Below are 18,736 nucleotides of genomic sequence, written 5' to 3' on the forward strand. Positions count from 1 at the left end.
TACTCACTTCTTTGTACTTTTGAGAAAGCGAGGGGAAAGGAGAAGGAAGGATAAATTTTCGCTTTTCTTTATTCAATAAAAGCAGGATTTACGCAATTGGTACATTATCCCCAAATAATCAGCTTTTTCTACCCTTCCCCTTCCCCCTCCCCCTCCCCTTCTTTCCCAATCTCAGCATCTAGCAGTTTCTTCCTAAGACTGCTAAAAATTAATGCTTCCGCAGCCAGAGACTTAGAAGAATTGGCAACATTCCTAACCTCCACCTCTCCAGTTGTCACTGGTTCATCGGGGTCATTGGGATGAGGCAGCATTTTTTCAGCAGCTCGAATCCGATTTTCCAATTCCTGATCGATATTAATTAATTGTCCTGTCAATCGGTTAACAGACAGCAAGGCTGCTCTTTGAGACAACTGCGGACAGATATGACTGTCCCAGAGAGCTTCTGACTCTTTAGCTTGCTTTAAGTCTCGTTGTCGAACCGGGATTTTCAAGGGATAGGGAAACAGAGCTTCTGAATCCGAACTGTAAGCCGGTGAAGTGATAACGCACTTCCCTTGCGGAAACCTCAGAATCTCATCGGCACTCAAAAGCGGTTTCTTTTGCAACTGCTCGCTCCAATTGACAGAACGGCTTGTTTGTTGCCCCGTCGAGCTACCTGTAGAGCGATTTTTTACCAGCACTTCCACTTCCCCATACCGCTTAGAATACTTCTCCGCTGTATCAAAATCACCGGGGTTGAACAAAACATGAGTTGACAAAGCACTTGCGATCGCCGCTCCTTTTTTATCCCCATAGAGATTATAGAGTTGATTGAGGGATTGAATGCCAACAATCGGCACGCCACCAGCCGAACGATATTCGTTAGCCCACTGATCCATTCTATCGAACTTGAGAGACGGAAACTCATCAAGACAGTACACAAATGGGTCAGAACGTACTCGACTCAAATTAGACACTACACATAAGTGAATAGCAGCAGCTAATAGCGGCCCCACTACAGTGCGCCTTTGGTCGTCTAATTTAAAAATAATGCACTTTTTGCCCGACAAAACAATGGGAATTGTACTGTGACCAATAAATGCCCGCAGCAAATCTTTTTGAATAAAACTTGAATAAGTTGCCTCTGCGCTTGCCTTAATACCCGCCACTGTTTTTTCAGCATCTTTTGAACTTAATAACTGTGAAAAACTAGAGGCAATCCACCTGTCCATTTTGAGAGGATGGCCCTCCGGGCGGTGGACAGCATGGTGAATGCGACTAACTAAATCGGGAAGCTGAATAATCGCATAAACAAAAGCTAAATCCGGGTAAGGACTGCCTTTTGCTAACTGCACTAAACCCTTCGCCATTAACTCCCCTGCTTTCTCAAAAAACTCATTACCTTTACTCTCTCCCGGACTTGCATTGCGAGCAATAACTTGCCCAATTTCTGCTGCCATTACAGCATCTTGTGCATCCCTCATAAAATCCAGAGGATTAATAGTACCACTGTAAGCTTCCCCCGGTGCAAACACTTGCACGTCATAGCCGTAGCGCACTGCCAGGGGCGCGTGCAGCTTCATCTGGTCTCCTTTTTTATCGTAAATAATCACAGGAAAGCCTTGCTGAAATGCACTCTCAACCATCCGATCAATCACACTAAAGGTTTTGCCAGAACCCGGAGCACCAATTACTAAAGTACCGCGTTCAGCATGAGGAAACCAAACAGTAGGATTTGCGCCTAATAGCGTTTGTAACTGAGCGCTCAATACCTTTATATTTTTGAACCAATAAGTCGGCGTGCCGCTCCATAAAGTAACGGGTTGCCGCTTTTTTTCTTTCATTTGTTTGAGGGCCAGACCTGTCGCTGCCATCTTTTCAGCCGTACCGCACAACCGACCTGAAGTAACTTTCCCTTTGCCACTTCCAATGATCTTGGAGAAAGCAAACAAAGCTAGTAATAAGCCTAGCATTGAAAGTCCTTCTGGATTGATAAATTGACCAATCAAACCCTTAAAGTCTATGCCAATAAGCGGGCGTTTAGTTGCCGGCTGGGTTTGTACTTGAAGCACTAATTTTGGGTTGTTTTGAGAAAACAATTGAAGATTTTTCATAGGAAGGGGAAGGGGAAGGAAAAACTAGGTTATTGAGGGAGGGGAAAGGAGAAGGGGAAGAAGAAGGCTGCGCCGTGAGATATACCGAACGGAAAAACAAGTTATTGTTAGCTTTTATGGCTACTAAGCTGTCATCTACAAACCTGCACTCTGCTGTATCCTTCCTTCCCCTTCCCCTTCTACATTAAAAGAACGGCTATCGCCTATGAAGGGTTGATAACGACTCAAATAAGTAAATAATGGTCAGAACTAATAACGCCACACCCCAAACAAAGACTAAAATATCAACACCTAAAAGTGCAAAGGAAGCTACTCAAGAAAACACAACTTCTGAAGCATATCAAGTTGACCCAGAACTATTCGGCAGTGGATACAATCAAGCACGCAAACCGTCTTTACCCTACGGTATTGTCATCAATGACAACCCTGCTGGCATCTTAATTCCTACTGACCAACTCATCAAAGCTGAGTGGTACTCCATCCCGTCTGAATCAGACTTAACAACAGTTGAGTTAACTGAAGAAGTGACAGGATTGCTGCTCCAAAAAGTGAAAATTTTGGTATTAGCTTTTATGCCAGAGTACATTCGATACAAGGATATTGAAGAAAATGGTGAATTAGCTGGTGCCTTTGTTGGATTGTATGACGAATACCGCCATAGTTTCAACAAAAAGATGCAGGAAGTCTGTTCAGAACACGCTCTCATTTTCTTAAATTCCCAGAATTTACCATTGCACAAATCCCCCATAGTAGTGCGGTTCAAAAATGTATCTCTTTGGAGCTTTAAGAGTGCTAGAGAAGAGTTTTACCGCAACTTAGAAAGGGCATTTGCTGATTACTTTGAGGTAGAATACAGTGGCAAAAATGACCGATGGCGCTCATTAGGAGTTTTGAATGTTCACTTCCGAGCTATCAAAGAAGGGGAAGGCAAAAATAAATCGTTCTGCTGCAAAACTTACAGCATTACTAAGCCAACTCAGGCGAATTTGCCTAAACTATATCTCGGTAAGCCGAAGCAGAAAAAAGAGGTTTGGAATTTACACAATAGCATTGGTGGCTTTCTTGAAGCTGGAGAAGCTCAATTACCAGCTTTAGCGGCTGATACTGATAACCAACCAGAACGTTCAGCATCCCTTAAAGTTCAGGTGTTGCCTGCTTTAAGTAAAAATTCAGACCACCGTAAAGGTCAAGCGAAAAGTCAATCCAAGCTACCTCGTAAAATAGCACAAGTTGAGTCAGAATTTGATACAGAACTAGACGAATTGGATGACTTTGAAGAACCGACAGAGGTTCAAATTGAGGTGGATGGAGAAACAGACTTTGATTAAGTTTTGAAGAACCGAGGGAAGGGGAAGGAAAGATAATTTTAGCTTTCCTTTCTTCAATCAATACTTCGGAAAGTTTGGGGAAAATGACTACAAGGGGTAATTGGCTCTTGGTGGTAATTTTTCTCAAACTCTTATCCTGTCGTCGTTGGTAATCAAAAACTGTGCGATACTCTGCACTCCGCATTCCCCTTTTCTATGTCAATTGATAGACAAGCCCATCATAGCAAAACTTCAGCCTGCGTTGGCTTTTTTTTACGAGTTGGTTGACCAGTAAACAGGGCAATTCCACGTCACCTTGTGCGCCTCTTTCAACTTCAAATAAAGCTGTTTTTGGGGCAATATTGGGGTTAAGGTAAGCTGTGAAAACTTCACGTTGAACCTGACTTTTATCATTAGGGATTAAGTAGCCAACGTAAAGACAGCCCATCTTGCCACACAGCTTGGAATTGTTAAAGTCGTACAAATTCAGTTGACCTTTCTTACCCGTCACTTGTTCGACACGCATAGTGGCGACCGCTTCTTTGGACTCCACAATACTACTATGAGATTGTACAATCTCGATCAAGGTTTCTGCGGGAGCAATTCCACTAGCTTTCTCCCAGGATAATTGAGAAAAAGTTGTCTCGCTACTTGCACTACAAGCTGCGGTTCCCAATAGCATGGCTAAACCAATAAAGATTGTTAAACCAATGCGAAACCAATAGCCAGCACGATTCAACCAAGCTGGGGGTTTACTGCATTTGACTACTTGTTCATTCAAGTCTTGCATATTTTCCTCTATTCAGGCACTAATAAATTCAATGAGTGAGTGTAGTTGCCACTATTGCTACTGCTAAACCCAAGATGACTTGTAGTAGGAATGATTTGAACTGGCGTACTGAAAATTCTCCCCTAAAGAACTGTATTGACCCTAAAACCATGCTGATAGTCGCGGCTATTGGCAACCAACGAGTACGCCAAGTCCATGTCTCACCGCCAGAGTGGTTGCTGATCGAACTCGAAATGCAACTGCTATTGTTGCGGTTATAGTTGTAAAGCGTTTTGACTTTTTCTCCGTACTGCTTAAGCGAGTAGCCTCCTAAAATATCCGAGTAGCTGGCATCCACCTTACTGCTAGAACCGCCAAAGTGCTTTTGTGCCACTCGTTCAATTAAGCGATCGCCACTGAATAACTGCCTAGTTTTCGGGTCAATTTCCTGCTGCGTGCCAACTACACTCTCAGCCAGAGAATTTTGCAAAACCCGATCTTGAACCGCTGGGGGAAAGTATTGAAAAAGCTCCTCTGAAGTAGGCTGGGTGCCACTATTAACTTTTTTGAGGAACTCCGCACCCCCAGGTACAGAAGCGATCGCCTCCTGCACATCTTCCCGGTAGCTCATCAATTGATAGCGACCGAATGCCCGCCCGCAGTTGCGATCGCCATCTGCACAGGTAGCAGTACCGATTGCTTCGTAGTCACCACTACCTGCACTTTCCAAATTGGCGATCGCCTCGGATAAAGCAGCCACATCAACATTGTTAATGTAGGTGGCAGGTTGGACGCAATCTCCCTTTGATTCGGGAATGGCCTTCTTTGTGGGCAGACGGTTTTGTTTAAGCTGAGACGGCTGTTGATTTGAGCCTTTTGGTTGGGAAAGTTTAGGTGAGGATACAGCATCAGTAGGGCGAGAAATACTGTTAGAAGCACCCCCCTCCACTTTGCCAACAAAGATAGGGGAATTTGTTTGGTAGGACAAGAACGGAAATGGGCCAATAATGTAAGGCGATTTCCCACAAGGCAAACTAAACCTGAAGTACAGAGCCGTGTCAACAGTATCGCTGGTTTCTGATGGCTCCATTACCACTACTTTAAACGCATCTCCAAAGGGATGCCGACCCGTTGGTTCCCAACCAGCCAAACAGCCAGAACCGCCTTGCACTTCCTGATATTTACCGCTAATCCACTGCTTCCCTTCCAGTTTTGATGCAAGCTTGCGACCGCTGTTTTCTAAGTCATCAAGTTCAATGTAAGCGCAATCTTTCTCGCACGCTACCGCAAATCCTTCTACGTTAGAACCTGAGATTGTATTAGAGCGCTTACTTTCAGCCGTCCCATAGATCATGTCAATTCGCATCGCAGTTAAACCCAGTTCTCCCACAGGAATTGGGAAACTGCTCAAAGGCACTTGATTGAGTAAGGGAATGTCAGCAATCCGCTCTGATATCCATCCCTCAAACTGTTCTAAATTGACACTTGACAAAGAGGGAATGTCCATTAAAGAAAACCCAGAAAGGTCTATTTGGTTGAGAGAAGCTTCAGCGAACTGGGGAAATTTAGACATAAGTTGACTGAGCGGGAGTTCGCCAGCATTAGACGCATTGATGAGCGAAGTTTGAGAAGCTAAAGATGCAAGAGGGGCAACTTCTTTCAATTTGAAAGAGCTTAAATTCGGCACAATTTGGATGAGCTTCTCTACCTTTTGTCTGCCCAAGAGTGGAAATGCTGCTAGAGAGATATTTTCTAGGTTTGTTCCTCCTGTTGCTAACTGTTCAATGCTTTCAAGAGAAAAGATTTCTGGTTTGAGAGCTTCGCTGAGGTCTCCGAGTTGCAAGATTTGGTCAGGAGTGTTGCCTTGTGACCAACTCCGGCCTCCCCAACTAGATGAATTAGAAACTGGTGGTAAGCTGCTAAAAGTAATTTGGCTCCAGTCAGGCAATAAAACTCTTGTAGCAGACTTTTGTTGGTCATTACCAGGAATTTCCCAGATCCGAACTGGTAAGGAATTTAACTCAGAAGCATTAGCAATCCCTGGGAATTCCAGTGCTAGTGCAACAGAAATTAACCCAATTGCTGTAGCTCTTATTAAGAGCCAAATTAACTTATTCAGGTCAAAGCGAACATTATTTAGCACTTTCATAGCATTGGCAGTTCCAATAAGTAGAGCGGTTTTCAGTTGCCTGATAACAGGGTAGTTGCTAATTGCTAATTGCTAATTGCTAATTAAAAGCAGTACCTACCCAATTGAAAACTGCTATAAGTGGGAAGGTTGGGTTGCCTATGTTATGAGTGTCATAAAGCTGCCCTTCCCACTCCCAACTGTTAAATTTCTAGCTCTAACTGTGGATTGGGATGAGATGCTGTGTCTGTCCAAGCATGATCGGCTAGATTAGACTCGTCGTACACATTTTCTTGATAGCCGTCTTCAAAGTTACCTTGTTGAGATTTCTGAGGTAGTGAATAGCCGGCTGATGCATAGCCCTCTGACTGGTAGCCAGAAGTGTTGTAGCTTGATGTGGATTCGTCTGAGTAATTAGGGTTCATAACAATACCTGAAACTAGAAAACACTTCTAGCCTAAGTTAACGATAAAACCAATGCCATCACCACAATCGACAATCTTTAATACCTCAACTGGATCGATCCTAATGGAGGTGGGTAGGTTTAACTATAAACAACAATCTTCTTTAGCAATAGCTTGCTACCGATTGCGGTTGCCAACAAACTATTAACTAATCCTGGCATTATGAATTCTTTACCTATCCATCCTCAAAACCTGTACGAGAAACTATTAACTAATCCACCTTATTCGTGGTTTCCATCATCAGAATTTGTTTTAGAAGAAATGTTAAAATATGCTCAAGTCACTCCTGGCATTGTAGCGTTAGATCCGACAGCCGGAGAAGGCGCTGTTGCTAGAAAATTGCAATCTGCTGGAGCCGTTGTCGATGTCATTGAAATTAATCCTTTGCTGCAACAAATTTTATTTCAGCAAGGATTTAATTTGGTTGGCTCAGATTTTATGAAAACTGAACCCCAGCGTCTCTATCGAGTATTAGTAGCCAATCCTCCTTTTTCATTTAGTCCATTAGAAAGAGGAGTTGACTTAACAATTATTAGACGAGCTTTCGATCTATTTCTCGCACCCGGTGGGCGATTGATTTCAGTTGTCAGCGCTTCTCACAAGGATAGCCAATGTTCCAAGGCGAGAGGGTTTAGGGGATGGTTAAATCAAATTGATGCCCAACTAATTGAACTGCCCCTAGAAGCTTTTTGGGGAACATTAAGACCTGTTACTGTCGAATCGTGGTTAGTAATTGCTAAAAAATAAGGGGAAGGGGAAGGGGATGGTTGCTGAACCCAGTCGAAGTAAGGAAGGATAAATTTTCGCTTTTATTTCTTCAACAAAAACTAACAATAAACTGGATTTTTCCTTCCCCTTTCCCTTCCCTAAATAACTTATTTTTCCTCACCCTCTCCCCCTCTCCCCTTCTCCCTCCCTTTCTCTTAACCTTCCCCTTCCCCCTCCCCCTCAAATGAAACTTAACCTAGTTCAAACTCCTTATCAACTGTTAAATAGTGGTTCAGAATTAGAATTAGCTCTTAAACCATTTCAACAGGCTTCCTGCTTTGGACTCGACTGCGAAACCGCTTTTGGAATTGACCCATACCGAGCTAAAGTTCGCCTCGTACAGCTTGCTATTCCCGGTATGCCAGTAGCGATCGTCGATCTCTTTGCGATCGCGCCCACCGATCTCAGCCCCCTGCGCTCCCTCTTAGCCGGAAATGCCCTCAAAGTTGGACATAACCTCAAGTTTGACTGGCTGATGCTGACTAGGGCTGGGCTTTCACCATCCAAGCCTTTTTTTGATACTTATCTGGCTTACCGGGTGCTGACAGCCGGACTCAAGCGCACTTCGTCTCTGGAAGCTGTTGCTGATAAATTGCTGAAAGTTAAGCTAGATAAAGCACAGCAGGTTAGCGACTGGTCAGGAGAATTGAGTCCAACTCAACTGCAATATGCTGCTACTGATGCTGCAATTTTACTACCGCTATGTGAGGTACTTCACCGCCAGCTTTTTTCAGCAGAACTTTGGCAGACTGCGAAACTAGAATTTGCCTGTTTGCCTGCGGTGGCTTCTATGGAACTAAATGGAATGCTTTTAGATAGAGAACTGTGGAGTGTTTTAGGAAAGAAACTCGCGACTAAGCGCGATTCCCTTTTAAGACAAATTAATTCACAACTCCATCGACCTAACCCTCATAAACAAATCTCTCTACTGCCAGAATTTACAGATACAATTAATCCTCGTTCTCCGAAACAAGTATTAGCGGCTTTGCAAGAGAAAGGCATTCCTGTTACTTCCACTAATTCTCAACACTTAATTCCTTTGCAGGGCGAGTATCCCGTTATTCAAGCACTCTTAGAATATCGCAGTTTATTTGCTCGCATCAACACTTTTTCTCTGGGTTTACCAGAACATATTCACCCAATTACAGGGCGCATTCATCCTAATTGGTTTCAGATTGGTGCTAGGTCAGGGCGGTTTAGTTGTCGAAAGCCTAATTTAACAAATATCCCCAGAGATAAAGAAACCAGGCAGTGTTTTAAAGCTGCACCCGGTTACGTATTACTTAAAGCTGATTACAGCCAGATTGAACTGCGAATTATGGCGAAAGTGTCAGGGGATATTAGGATGGTGAAAGCTTACTCTCAAGGAGAAGATTTGCATTCTTTGACAGCTTCCTTGGTGTTGGGAAAACTTTTAGCTGAAATTACTATCGAAGATAGACAACTCGGCAAAATTATTAACTTCGGTTTAATTTATGGCATGGGAGTTAGGAAATTTAAGCTTATGGCTCAAGCAGAGCATGGAGTCATTTTAACGCTGGAACAAGCTTCGTACTTTCGTAAGAAGTTCTTTGAATCCTATACAGGTATCAAACAATTTCACGCCAAAGTTCGGAGCGCATGGAGCCGAGGTATTCGAGAAAGTCGCACCGTTTTAGGCAGAAGGAGATTATGGTCAAAAGAGACTAAGCCGTTACTTAATGAGATGTTAAATAACCCCATTCAAGGGATGAGTGCTGACATTACTAAACTCGCTCTTGCTCTATTGTTTAAGCCTCTAAGTTACACGGGGGCGAGACTGGTTTGTGTCGTTCACGATGAAATTTTAATCGAGTGTCCTTTTGAAAAAGTGTCGTCAGTTAAAGCAATGCTTGAAAAATGTATGGTGAGAGCCGGGAATAAGTTTCTTTCTCCGATTCCTTGCCAAGTAGAAATTAATGTGATTGAAAGTTGGGGAGGGTAATAGATTAAGGGGCGACGATTTTTGATCTCGTTTTTGGTTACATTTAATCATTAAAAAACCGCAGAGGCACAGAGAACGCAGAGAAAGAGAAAAAGAGGACTAATTCCGATGTAAGCAAATTTGATATTACCCAACCTCCCACCCATAAACAACGATTGTTGTGGTGCAAGTGAAGATTTGAGTTCAAATCAAAATGAATGTAATTCTCACAGTTAGCAACAAAGCCGCAAATATTGTTGGTAAACTATCAAAATATGCCATTGCTATGCTGCAACAAGCTGAATATAGCGTTATCAGGCAGGAGGGCGATCGCGGCTACACGACCAATGCTTTAACGGTTCCGCTTGAAGCAGAAACTGGATTAACTTGGCAGGGAGTCAAACTATGCCTTGAAAATTGCGGCTACCACGTCCAAGTTAAGTCTTAGCTTATACGATAACCAGTGCATCTGTTGTTAACCGGATGTACTGGTTATTATTAAACCGAGATACAGGCTGGACGATTCTACTAGAACGGTGTATCCAGCCTGTATCCCGGTTTGACATTTCAATATCACTAAACGGAGAGTCTAATCCTTAATCAAATTGGATCGTAAGCAGGTGGCCGGTACTCAAACAATTCTTGTTCTCCTGCTGCAAACAAAGAGCGATCGCGACCAGAAGCAGGCCGAGCAAAGGACGCTTTGTTGCGAATCCCCTGGATATCTTCAGAAGAACGCTCAGACGACAGCACAAACTGAGTTCTCTGATAACGCAAATGGGCTAATTCAATTTTACCAGGTCGCCCTTCACAATAGGCTCGTTCAGCACAGCGCTTTACTGCGATCGCAATTTCAGCACTCGTTGCTCCGGCATAATCAGATAGTAGTGAATACCACTGCCTGTCGCTCCAAAGATTCTCTTTTCCTTCCCCAAACTGCTCTGGGAAATACTTAGCTAAGTGCAAATTGAAAATCTCATAGCGAGCGCCGCTGTGTGGCAAATCCACAAACCAGATTCCGCCGTCGTCAAATCTGCGGATAAGTTCAGCCGGCAGCATTTCTAAGCGGTTAACAGTAGCTAACATTAACACGGGGCTTTCATGCTGTTTGAGTCGAAGGGGAGTATTATCTCCCGCTCCTCTCAGTTAATTAGAGTCGATGCCTGTGTTACCACAGGACACCTCTCCTTCAGAACGCGGACGTGCAGCTTTCACTGCATCCGGCTCCTAGTCTGACACCTAATAAGTCGGGTTTAACCCGCTGTTCGGACTCTCACCTGACCATGAACGGTCTGATGCTGGTGACATTCACGATGTAGAACTTCCAAATTTATAGGTTTCCAATTGTCATGGTTGCCGTCGATATGGTGTAATTCTGCAATATCACCTGAAATGAACGATAGATTACATTCTGTACATTTGTGATTCTGTTTCTTGAGAAGTCGTGCCGTTATCCCATCGTAGTGAGCATTCTCTCGTTTTGACCAGTAAACAAAATCGCCATCATAGGGTGATTTATCTCCCTTGACAATGACAAACTTGCAGGCTGACCAACTAACCGCAGGAATTGCTCTTTTTATAACCTTATTGGTTTGATAACGGTTGTATCTTCCTTGTTTCCGAATGAATTTCCATAACCAATAGCGCAGTGACCACAGGTTGTGTTGACTCAGATCGCAGAATCTATGGTAATTTCTCCACCCTCTTACCACCGAACCACACTTGTTGATTCGATGTTCGAGAGTGAAACGACTATCTTTTATCACTTCTTTAACTTTTGCCTTAATGCTAATTGTAGCTTTTTGACTTGGTGTTGAAATGAATTTACCATTGGGTTTAACTGAGAAGTTCCACCCAAGGAAGTCGAAACCATCTGTACTATGTACGACTTTGGTTTTGGCTTCTTTAACTTTTAATCCTCTTGTTTCCAAGAATTTATCAATGTGTCCTCGGAGGGGTTCAGGGTCGTCTTCTGGTTTCAGAATAAACACAACGTCATCCGCATAACGAAATCCAGTAATAGTGTCTATGTATCTGCCACCATTTCTGATTTTTAATCTGACCTCATGACCAACATTTTCTAATCCGTGAAGGACTATATTTGCTAGTAATGGGCTAAAAACTCCACCTTGGGGCGTACCGGATTCTGATGAAGGAAATTCTCCTCTGACTCCAGCTTTTATTGCCCGAAATACCCCTTGTTTTGCTGCCTTTGGTAGTTGGACTGATTGCATTAAGAATTTGTGGTCAATCTTGTCGAAACATTTTTCAATATCCAATTCCAAAATTCTTTTTTCTAACCCATTACTGCTAGAGTTGAGATTATTGAATAATTGTCTCTGAATATCATGGCAGCTTCGGCTAGGTCTAAACCCATAAGAATGAGCGTTGAACGTAGCTTCTGCTGCGGGTTCCAAGGCATATTTGATGAGACATTGATATGCTCTGTCGCTAATGGTCGGGATTCCTAGTCCTCTTTTAGTTCCGTCTACTTTGGGGATGTACACTCGCTTTAGGGGCTGATGTTTCCATTGCTTCCAGTTCTTAACTAACACTTCAAATAATGCCAGTCTTTGTGAGGGTTCGAGGGCTTTCTTTCCGTCCACCCCTGCGGTTTTCCGTCCAGTATTTAACTGTGTCACTTGCCTTATGGCAAGCAATTTCGCTGCTCTGGAGCTTAATAAAAGTTTCTGAAGCTTACGCACTAGGAACACGTTACCGTTCTTCTGAGCCTTGAATATCCTCACTTGTAGGCGAAACACAATTTTCCGCAGCTTGCGCCAAGGAATTGATTTCCATTTATCAACTGGATTTAACTCCGTTGCCATAACATTCTCTACGCCTGAATGAACATTTTCTATGTAAACCGTACCCAGTTTTCCAAGAGTCCTTATTTCTTGAATTTTTGAGTACATCTTACCAACTCTACCCGCTAACCCTTATTTAAGGAGTCCACAATTTGAAAAGTTAATCTTCTAAAATTGAAGGTTGAAAGAGCAGTTTTATTCGTTCCTCTGTTGAGTTATTTTGTAGTTTTAGGTTCTCTCATTTCGCCCACGATTTCCCAGAATTGCATTTATCCAGTTCAAAATAATGCGGGTATTTTCACACTAGAAGTGTTATGTTGTGTCGTTGTTCGACCTTGATTTCGGTCGTTCACGCTCAGACGCTTTTTCCGAGAGTTCAACTAATGTTTAACCTTGACTACTTACCTATACGAGTTGCTCCCATCTCAGGTTTGTTATTCTCGTTCTGTCCCCAGCTTCATTTTTAGAGTTTGTTCTCTATCCATGTGGGCAGTTTTGGCATCACGCCATTCCTAGCGGGTCAGACTTGTCAAATTTGAGTTTGACGCACTCACACTCAACTGAAGTTACCTTTACTATCTTTTAGGGCTTGCACCCAAGGCGGCGTAAAGGCTCTAATCCCCTAACCCATACAGGCTAGTTTCATAGAAACGAACCGCACGATCCGGACGTGCGCCTTTCGGTGCATCCGGCTCCCGATGTTCTTAGCTTTCGCTTTTGCTCATGTGGATGTAATCGTGGCAGCTTTCGTGGATAGCTAGAAGGTTATCTTTCTGCCAATTTTTATGGTTTCCATCGACATGATGGAGGTGTACCTTCTCGCCACTAAGCATTTTTAAGCCGCAATGACCACATGAATGGTTTTGCTTTTTGAGAGCTTTAGAGGTTTCGCTATCATAGAGCTTGCTGTTACGTTCGCTCCAGTAAGCAATATCTCCGTCGTGGGGTGATTTCTCCCCTTTGACATTGATATGTTTGTTTTCGGAGTGCGGAACCGTTGGGAACGCTTTATCCAGCAATTTCTTGCTGGTATGGCGATTCTGCTTTGATTCCTTATTGAATACCCTGTAAGCCCTTGCTTGGATGTGATATAGCGAGTTTCTTGACCCGTCCATCTTGCAAAAGCGGTGGTAATTCCTCCAGCCTCTAACTACAGGGGCTAATTTCTCAGCCTTTGTGGTAGCACCATAATTCGAGTTGTTGACGATGTGTTTTACTTTCTGACGAAAAGCTTTGAAATTATCCACTGAAGGAACGCATCTGAACTTTCCGTTACTTTGCACTTTGAAGTGCCAGCCAAGAAAATCAAACCCATCTGTCGTAGCGGTTAGCTTGGTTTTCTTTTCATTAATCTTCATCCCCCTTTCTGCTAGAAACTGGCTTATTTGCTCAAGTATTGCCACTGCATCGTCTTTGGGCTTGAGAATGAACACCATGTCATCTGCGTATCGCACAGACTGGTGGATGTCCTCTATGCCATTGAGTGCAATGTTAGCTAGTAGGGGACTCACCACCCCCCCTTGCGGGGTTCCCTGTTCAGGGAATTCTGGGTTGACTCCTGCTTTAAGGCATCGGTATATTCCGAGTTTTATACCCTTTGGAGCAATGAGTCGTTCCATTATGGATTTGTGAGCAATCCTATCGAAGCATTTTTCGATATCGAGTTCAATGACTCGTTTTTCTATTCCGTTGCAGGCGGATCGTAGGTTATTGAACAAGATTTTCTGAGCGTCATGTGTCGCCCTACCTGTTCTGAACCCGTAACTCCTGGCGTGGAAAGTTGCCTCATGTGCTGGTTCTAAGGCAAGCTTGACGAGACATTGCCAAGCTCTATCCCCAATGGTAGGCACTTTTAGGAGGCGAGTTGTCCCGTCCTTCTTTGGTATGGGTATTTCCCGTAGTTTCTGGTGTTTCCAGTTGCTACTTTTGGCTCTAAGTTCATTGCTCAGATTCAGCCTTTCCTCATGGTTGAGTGAGGCTTTACCGTCTATACCTGCCGTTCTTTTCCCAGCATTTAGCTGCGTTACCTGGCGTATTGCCAGCATCCTGGCGGCGGTTGACTTGAGAATCAACCTCTGAAGGGACATAGCTTTGCGCTTGTCGCCAACTTGAATCGCTTTGTACACTCGTTTTTGTAGGCGGAATAAGTTCTTCTGAAATTTCTTCCAGGGGAGGGTCTTCCAAGATTCACTAGCATTACTGCTGTGTCTAATCATGCTCTGCTCCAACTTGTGTATTCTGAACACCTCAGACCAATTAGTCGGGTAAGGTTCAAGCGTCACCGCTCTCCCCTCCCCTAAGAACCGTGCATGAGACTTTCGCACTCACACGGCTCAAGCCTTACTTCAAGCGAGATTTAACTTGGGTTTTATGTACCTGCTTGTGACACGCTTTGTGTAAGTGTCGAAGGTTTTCCACGTCGTCTGTTCCTCCTTCAACCACAGGTACTATATGATGGGTTTCGATTTCTTCCCCGTTGAATATGGGTTCGCCGCATTCTGGACAATTCCAGTCTTGGTTATCTGCTATCGTATAAAGCTTAGAGCCTTTATTGAAGCGGGTTTTTCCAAGCTTCTGGTGGCGCTTGTCCCAGTATTCTTTTAACGAGGGGTCGTCGGGACTGGCGTCACCTTTAACCTTTATATGGCGCTCAATGGGAGTAGATGCAATTGAGTATAGGGTAAGTTCTTTGTCTTTGCCTCTTCGGTCGCTTGTGGTACAAGCGAATACCCAGTTGTTGCCTTTAATAGTTTTGAAGTAACGTTTCCGAACCCATTTCTTGTTTTTGTTGGGGTGTCTACGCTTTGCCCAACGCCAAAGGTATTGCCACAATCTGTATCGGATGTAGCCGAAGGTTTCCTTGCTAACTACCCCTTTGTAGTAGTTGGCAAAACCTCTGAGAATTGGATTGAGCTTCTTAATTAAGACTTCCTGTTCTACACCATTTAGGTTTCTGACCTCCTCTCCCAGTCGCTTGCAGAAGGTTAATACCTTCTTTTTGGACGGCTTAATTAGGAGTTTTCCATCGTAGTGCCGGGAATTGAACCCGAGGAAGTCGAAGCCATCTTCCATTGACGTGATTATCGTCTTCTCAACGCTTAACTCAAGTCCTCTTTTTGACATCCATGCTTTTATCAGAGTTTGAGCAGTTTCTAGACTGTTTTTGTCTTTAGCCGTGACAATAAAGTCATCAGCGTATCGAACCACTCCAAGTTTCGGATTGGTGGCTTTTATAAAGTTTTCTAAGCCATGCAAACCTATATTGGCAAGTAGCGGGGAAATAACGCCGCCCTGTGGTGTGCCTTGTTCCGTGGTGTGTAATTTTCCTTGGAACACAAACCCCGCTTTTAACCATCCTTTGATGAGTTCTCTCTTGGGGAAGTTGCCCATCATGTTCAGGATGGATTCATGGGCGATGTTGTCAAAGAATCCCTTGATGTCTGCCTCTAGAACCCATTTGTGTCCGCCTGCTTTGTTGAACCCTACTTTGTTAAAGCATTGCTCAATGGCATCTTGACAGCTTCTTCCCGGTCGGAATCCGTAGGAATGTTGCTCGAATACGGCTTCCCATTCGGGTTCTAGCGAATTCTTTACTATTGCCTGTTCAATTCTGTCTCGCACGGTCGGGATGCCGAGCGGTCGTTTCTTCCCGTTAGGCTTCGGTATCTCCACCCTTCGGGTTGGTTTGAGGTTTCCCCCATTCCAGTTATTTACCAGAATCACTCGTTGCTCCGGGGTATTGATTACTTCTTTATCAATGCCTGCCGTTGCTTTACCTTGATTGGTCTGGGTGATACGTCGAACTGACAGTAGCAAATTTGCGTAGCTTCGTATCATCAACTTCTGCAAACTTCGTAGTTTACGGAAGTTACCAAGTTTTCTCGCACGAAAGATTCTTTGACGTAGGTTTCTAACGAGCTTGTTAACCTGATGCCAGATAATCTGGTTCCAGCTTTCAAGCCGTTTTCTTAGTCCGTTTGTTGTCAGTGATGACACCATCTAACTTGTCCTTGAATTCGATTCCTTTGATTAAGTTTCTTTCGTATAAGACCCAGAAGAAGTCTGCTTTCCTTTCGGTCAGGGGTGATGTTTCAATCCCTATCTGGTTCGTTACAAACCACCATTAGCTTTTTCTTCTATCCTTTACCCTCCAGAGAGTTCCGTCTTTGTTACCTCAGACCTACTAAGAGTGTTCGACCTCTCCTAGACTCTGTAGGGCTTACCCTGTTGTATCGTTTAGTTTTCTAGTTTCCGTTAGGTGCTATCTTTCCTGCGGTGGAGATGCGTGTTCACACGATTTATGAAACACCGAATCATAAATCCTATCCACTTACCTTTTTGGTTAGAGCCTTTCAGCCTTATTTGGCTCTTTGTAGGATGACGCAGTTTTAGTGATAGTTCACTTACGTTCACCATTGGAAACTTTCCCTCTTGCTCCTAAACCAGCTCAGGCTGCTAGTTTCGGCTACGTTCGTGGTCTGCACTCCGACTTTTTCGTTACCTACTTAGTCGTGACCAGACTCTAACGAGTCTCTTTACGTAAGGGTAGTGGGTGTGAATCCATTAGGAGAGTAGGCTCTCCTTACTAAACGACCAGTTCAGGTCGCGCCGGTCTGTCCTACCCGATTCAAGGGGATTCCGACTCTCGTCTGTCCTACTTAGGTTTTGACATTCCCTTGACCCTTGAACCGTTTTTCTTCGTTCCCTCGGTTAGATTGTTCGTTTCGTTAGGTGTAGCCAATTCGACCATTGGAATCCCTAGACTCTTGCCGCTATATGCAGGATATGCGGCGGGATTGTCTCCAATTAAGTCGGGTTTTTGCATTGTGTCCCGCTTCCTGGTAGGTCGCTTTTCTAGGCTCTGTTTCACCGTAGAAACCCCCCATTAGCGCCAGTGTCACCCCACAACGGATGTCTGATTGCGCCCTGTTCCCAGCTTCGCTCTCTAGAAATCGAGTCTAGTCGGCGTGGGCAGATAGGGAGTCATACCTGAGTCTGGTAGGCGAGACTTTCACCCGCATCAGACCGAGAGTTCAACCAAATCTATTTCTAGATTTGGTTGGCAGCGTTATGTACGGGTTGAGTACCGTGATTCACGCTACAACGAATCGCACCCTGCATCCATGTGAGCAATTTCTGCGACAGCCGCCTAGCTACACCGCCATCAGCATTTGATTCCCAGCCAGAAAAACCCTTGTCAAAATCGTCAAAAAACAGCACGCAGCCGCCCAAATTATCGGCTGTATCCAGCATTTTGTTGAGAGCGCGATCGGGATTAGAAGAACCTAGAATATTGCCCCAACTTGCTGCTAAAAGTGCATAACCTAGCTTCTTAGCAGCTAGCTTTGCACTCAAACTTTTGCCCGTCCCCGGCGGCCCCCACAGCAGCATTCCTTTGGGAGGTCTGAGGTGATATTTCTTGGCATCAGCTTCTGACAGCTTTACGACTTCGCTCAAATAAGCGTCTAATAAATCTAAACCGCCAGCATGAGGCACGTCTGGAGAAGCAATGAACTCCAACCCCTGGTCTCGAAGTTGCGATATTTTATGCTCTAATACCAACTGTGCGATATGGACAACTGAAGCGGTCACAGAGAGCGATCGATCTAACACTAATTCAATTTCAGCCTGTGGCAGCCCTAGACTAGAAACAGCCAGCCGTTTTTTAGCAGCTACCGCATCTGAACCAAAATCAAGGGAACAATTGCGATCGCAAAAATTATCCACAAGAACTTCGACTTCAAAGCGATCGGGTAACGGACATTTGAGTAGAGGAATTAATGGACTTAGCTTTGATGGCAGTTGGATGTACTCGCCCAAAAGTATCCAATATTGGTTGGCCCAACGCCCTTTCAGCTCGGCCCAACGCCCTTTCAGCTCAAAAAATGCGTTAGCTAATTGAGAATAACGGCGGACAAGAGGCTGTTCGCTACTGCCTGACTCCAAAATATCCTCTAACAAAAAGATACCGGGATAGTCATTTTCCAGCAGAAATTGCAGGACATCGCTTTCGACAGATAGCTCAGTTTTGCAGAGGACGCATTCACTATTATACATCTCTGAAAAAGCATCTGAAACGCTTGTCATGTTTGAGTGAAAACCTAAATTTGGGAGATGTTTATCGAAACACTGTACCTGTTGAAGAGTTGACTGCACCTGTTGAAGAGTTGACTGCACCTGTTGAAGAGTTGCATAGCCGGGATTCCAATAATAAACAGGTAAACAACACTCATTAGCGTACTGATGAAATGATGACAAGATTGTTTGGCGATCGGCACTGTAATATTCGAGGGCAATAATGGGAGTTTGAATAACTCTTAAGTTAGACCAGTTATTGAAAATGTTCATGCGTTATACACCACTACTTACAGGAGATTTAACATAAAATTTAACTAATGTAATTAAAATTTAACTTCCTGCTAATGAGCGAAATTCTCCCCCTCAACTGGAGGGGGTAA

General features: G+C 44.0%; 13 protein-coding genes. 4 read left to right on the forward strand and 9 right to left on the reverse strand.

The features are described from left to right. Window positions 1-128 precede the first annotated feature (128 nt). Entirely contained in the window at window positions 129-2,093 is a 1,965-nt protein-coding gene (locus tag QUA56_RS16280) for a type IV secretion system DNA-binding domain-containing protein (protein ID WP_333359336.1), read from the reverse strand. A 239-nt stretch (window positions 2,094-2,332) separates the two neighbouring features. On the opposite strand from QUA56_RS16280, the gene QUA56_RS16285 reads away from it, so the two are divergent. Continuing rightward, window positions 2,333-3,421, forward strand: a complete 1,089-nt coding sequence (locus QUA56_RS16285; protein ID WP_333359338.1) for a DUF5895 domain-containing protein — start codon at window positions 2,333-2,335, stop codon at window positions 3,419-3,421. A 193-nt stretch (window positions 3,422-3,614) separates the two neighbouring features. Here the strand turns inward: QUA56_RS16285 and QUA56_RS16290 are convergent, their stop codons facing one another. The 3 genes from QUA56_RS16290 to QUA56_RS16300 all read right to left on the reverse strand — a co-directional run bounded on the left by QUA56_RS16290 (window position 3,615) and on the right by QUA56_RS16300 (window position 6,722). Continuing rightward, window positions 3,615-4,190, reverse strand: a complete 576-nt coding sequence (locus QUA56_RS16290; protein ID WP_333359340.1) for a hypothetical protein — start codon at window positions 4,188-4,190, stop codon at window positions 3,615-3,617. A gap of 28 nt (window positions 4,191-4,218) precedes the next feature. Further along, the gene (locus tag QUA56_RS16295) at window positions 4,219-6,318 is read right to left on the reverse strand and encodes a hypothetical protein (protein ID WP_333359342.1); all 2,100 of its coding nucleotides are present in this window, start codon (window positions 6,316-6,318) and stop codon (window positions 4,219-4,221) included. 182 nt (window positions 6,319-6,500) lie between these two features. Beyond that, window positions 6,501-6,722, reverse strand: a complete 222-nt coding sequence (locus QUA56_RS16300; RefSeq protein WP_333359344.1) for a hypothetical protein — start codon at window positions 6,720-6,722, stop codon at window positions 6,501-6,503. A gap of 201 nt (window positions 6,723-6,923) precedes the next feature. On the opposite strand from QUA56_RS16300, the gene QUA56_RS16305 reads away from it, so the two are divergent. From QUA56_RS16305 to QUA56_RS16315, 3 genes are all read left to right on the forward strand, one after another. Further along, the gene (locus QUA56_RS16305; RefSeq protein ID WP_333359346.1) at window positions 6,924-7,508 is read left to right on the forward strand and encodes a class I SAM-dependent methyltransferase; all 585 of its coding nucleotides are present in this window, start codon (window positions 6,924-6,926) and stop codon (window positions 7,506-7,508) included. A 205-nt stretch (window positions 7,509-7,713) separates the two neighbouring features. Next, complete coding sequence (locus QUA56_RS16310) at window positions 7,714-9,492, forward strand: bifunctional 3'-5' exonuclease/DNA polymerase (RefSeq protein ID WP_333359348.1); 1,779 nt, start codon at window positions 7,714-7,716, stop codon at window positions 9,490-9,492. Between the two features lie 193 nt (window positions 9,493-9,685). Further along, window positions 9,686-9,919 carry a hypothetical protein gene (locus QUA56_RS16315; RefSeq protein ID WP_333195861.1) on the forward strand — a complete coding sequence of 78 codons (234 nt, stop codon included), beginning with the start codon at window positions 9,686-9,688 and terminating at the stop codon, window positions 9,917-9,919. A gap of 152 nt (window positions 9,920-10,071) precedes the next feature. Here QUA56_RS16315 and QUA56_RS16320 read toward each other — a convergent pair whose 3' ends face one another. The 5 genes from QUA56_RS16320 to QUA56_RS16340 form a co-directional block, all read right to left on the reverse strand. Then, window positions 10,072-10,557: a hypothetical protein gene (locus QUA56_RS16320; RefSeq protein WP_333359350.1), complete on the reverse strand. Its 486-nt coding sequence runs from the start codon at window positions 10,555-10,557 to the stop codon at window positions 10,072-10,074. Window positions 10,558-10,724: 167 nt separating this feature from the next. Further along, window positions 10,725-12,386, reverse strand: a complete 1,662-nt coding sequence (ltrA, locus tag QUA56_RS16325; protein WP_333359352.1) for a group II intron reverse transcriptase/maturase — start codon at window positions 12,384-12,386, stop codon at window positions 10,725-10,727. A gap of 596 nt (window positions 12,387-12,982) precedes the next feature. Further along, window positions 12,983-14,494, reverse strand: a complete 1,512-nt coding sequence (locus QUA56_RS16330; protein WP_333359354.1) for a reverse transcriptase domain-containing protein — start codon at window positions 14,492-14,494, stop codon at window positions 12,983-12,985. 124 nt (window positions 14,495-14,618) lie between these two features. After that, entirely contained in the window at window positions 14,619-16,277 is a 1,659-nt protein-coding gene (gene ltrA / locus QUA56_RS16335; protein ID WP_333359356.1) for a group II intron reverse transcriptase/maturase, read from the reverse strand. Window positions 16,278-17,327: 1,050 nt separating this feature from the next. Further along, on the reverse strand, window positions 17,328-18,626 hold the full coding sequence (locus tag QUA56_RS16340; RefSeq protein WP_333359358.1) for an ATP-binding protein: 1,299 nt from the start codon (window positions 18,624-18,626) through the stop codon (window positions 17,328-17,330). Window positions 18,627-18,736: the final 110 nt, after the last annotated feature.

The sequence above is a fragment of the Microcoleus sp. N3A4 genome, from assembly GCF_036701805.1.
GTDB lineage: Bacteria > Cyanobacteriota > Cyanobacteriia > Cyanobacteriales > Microcoleaceae > Microcoleus.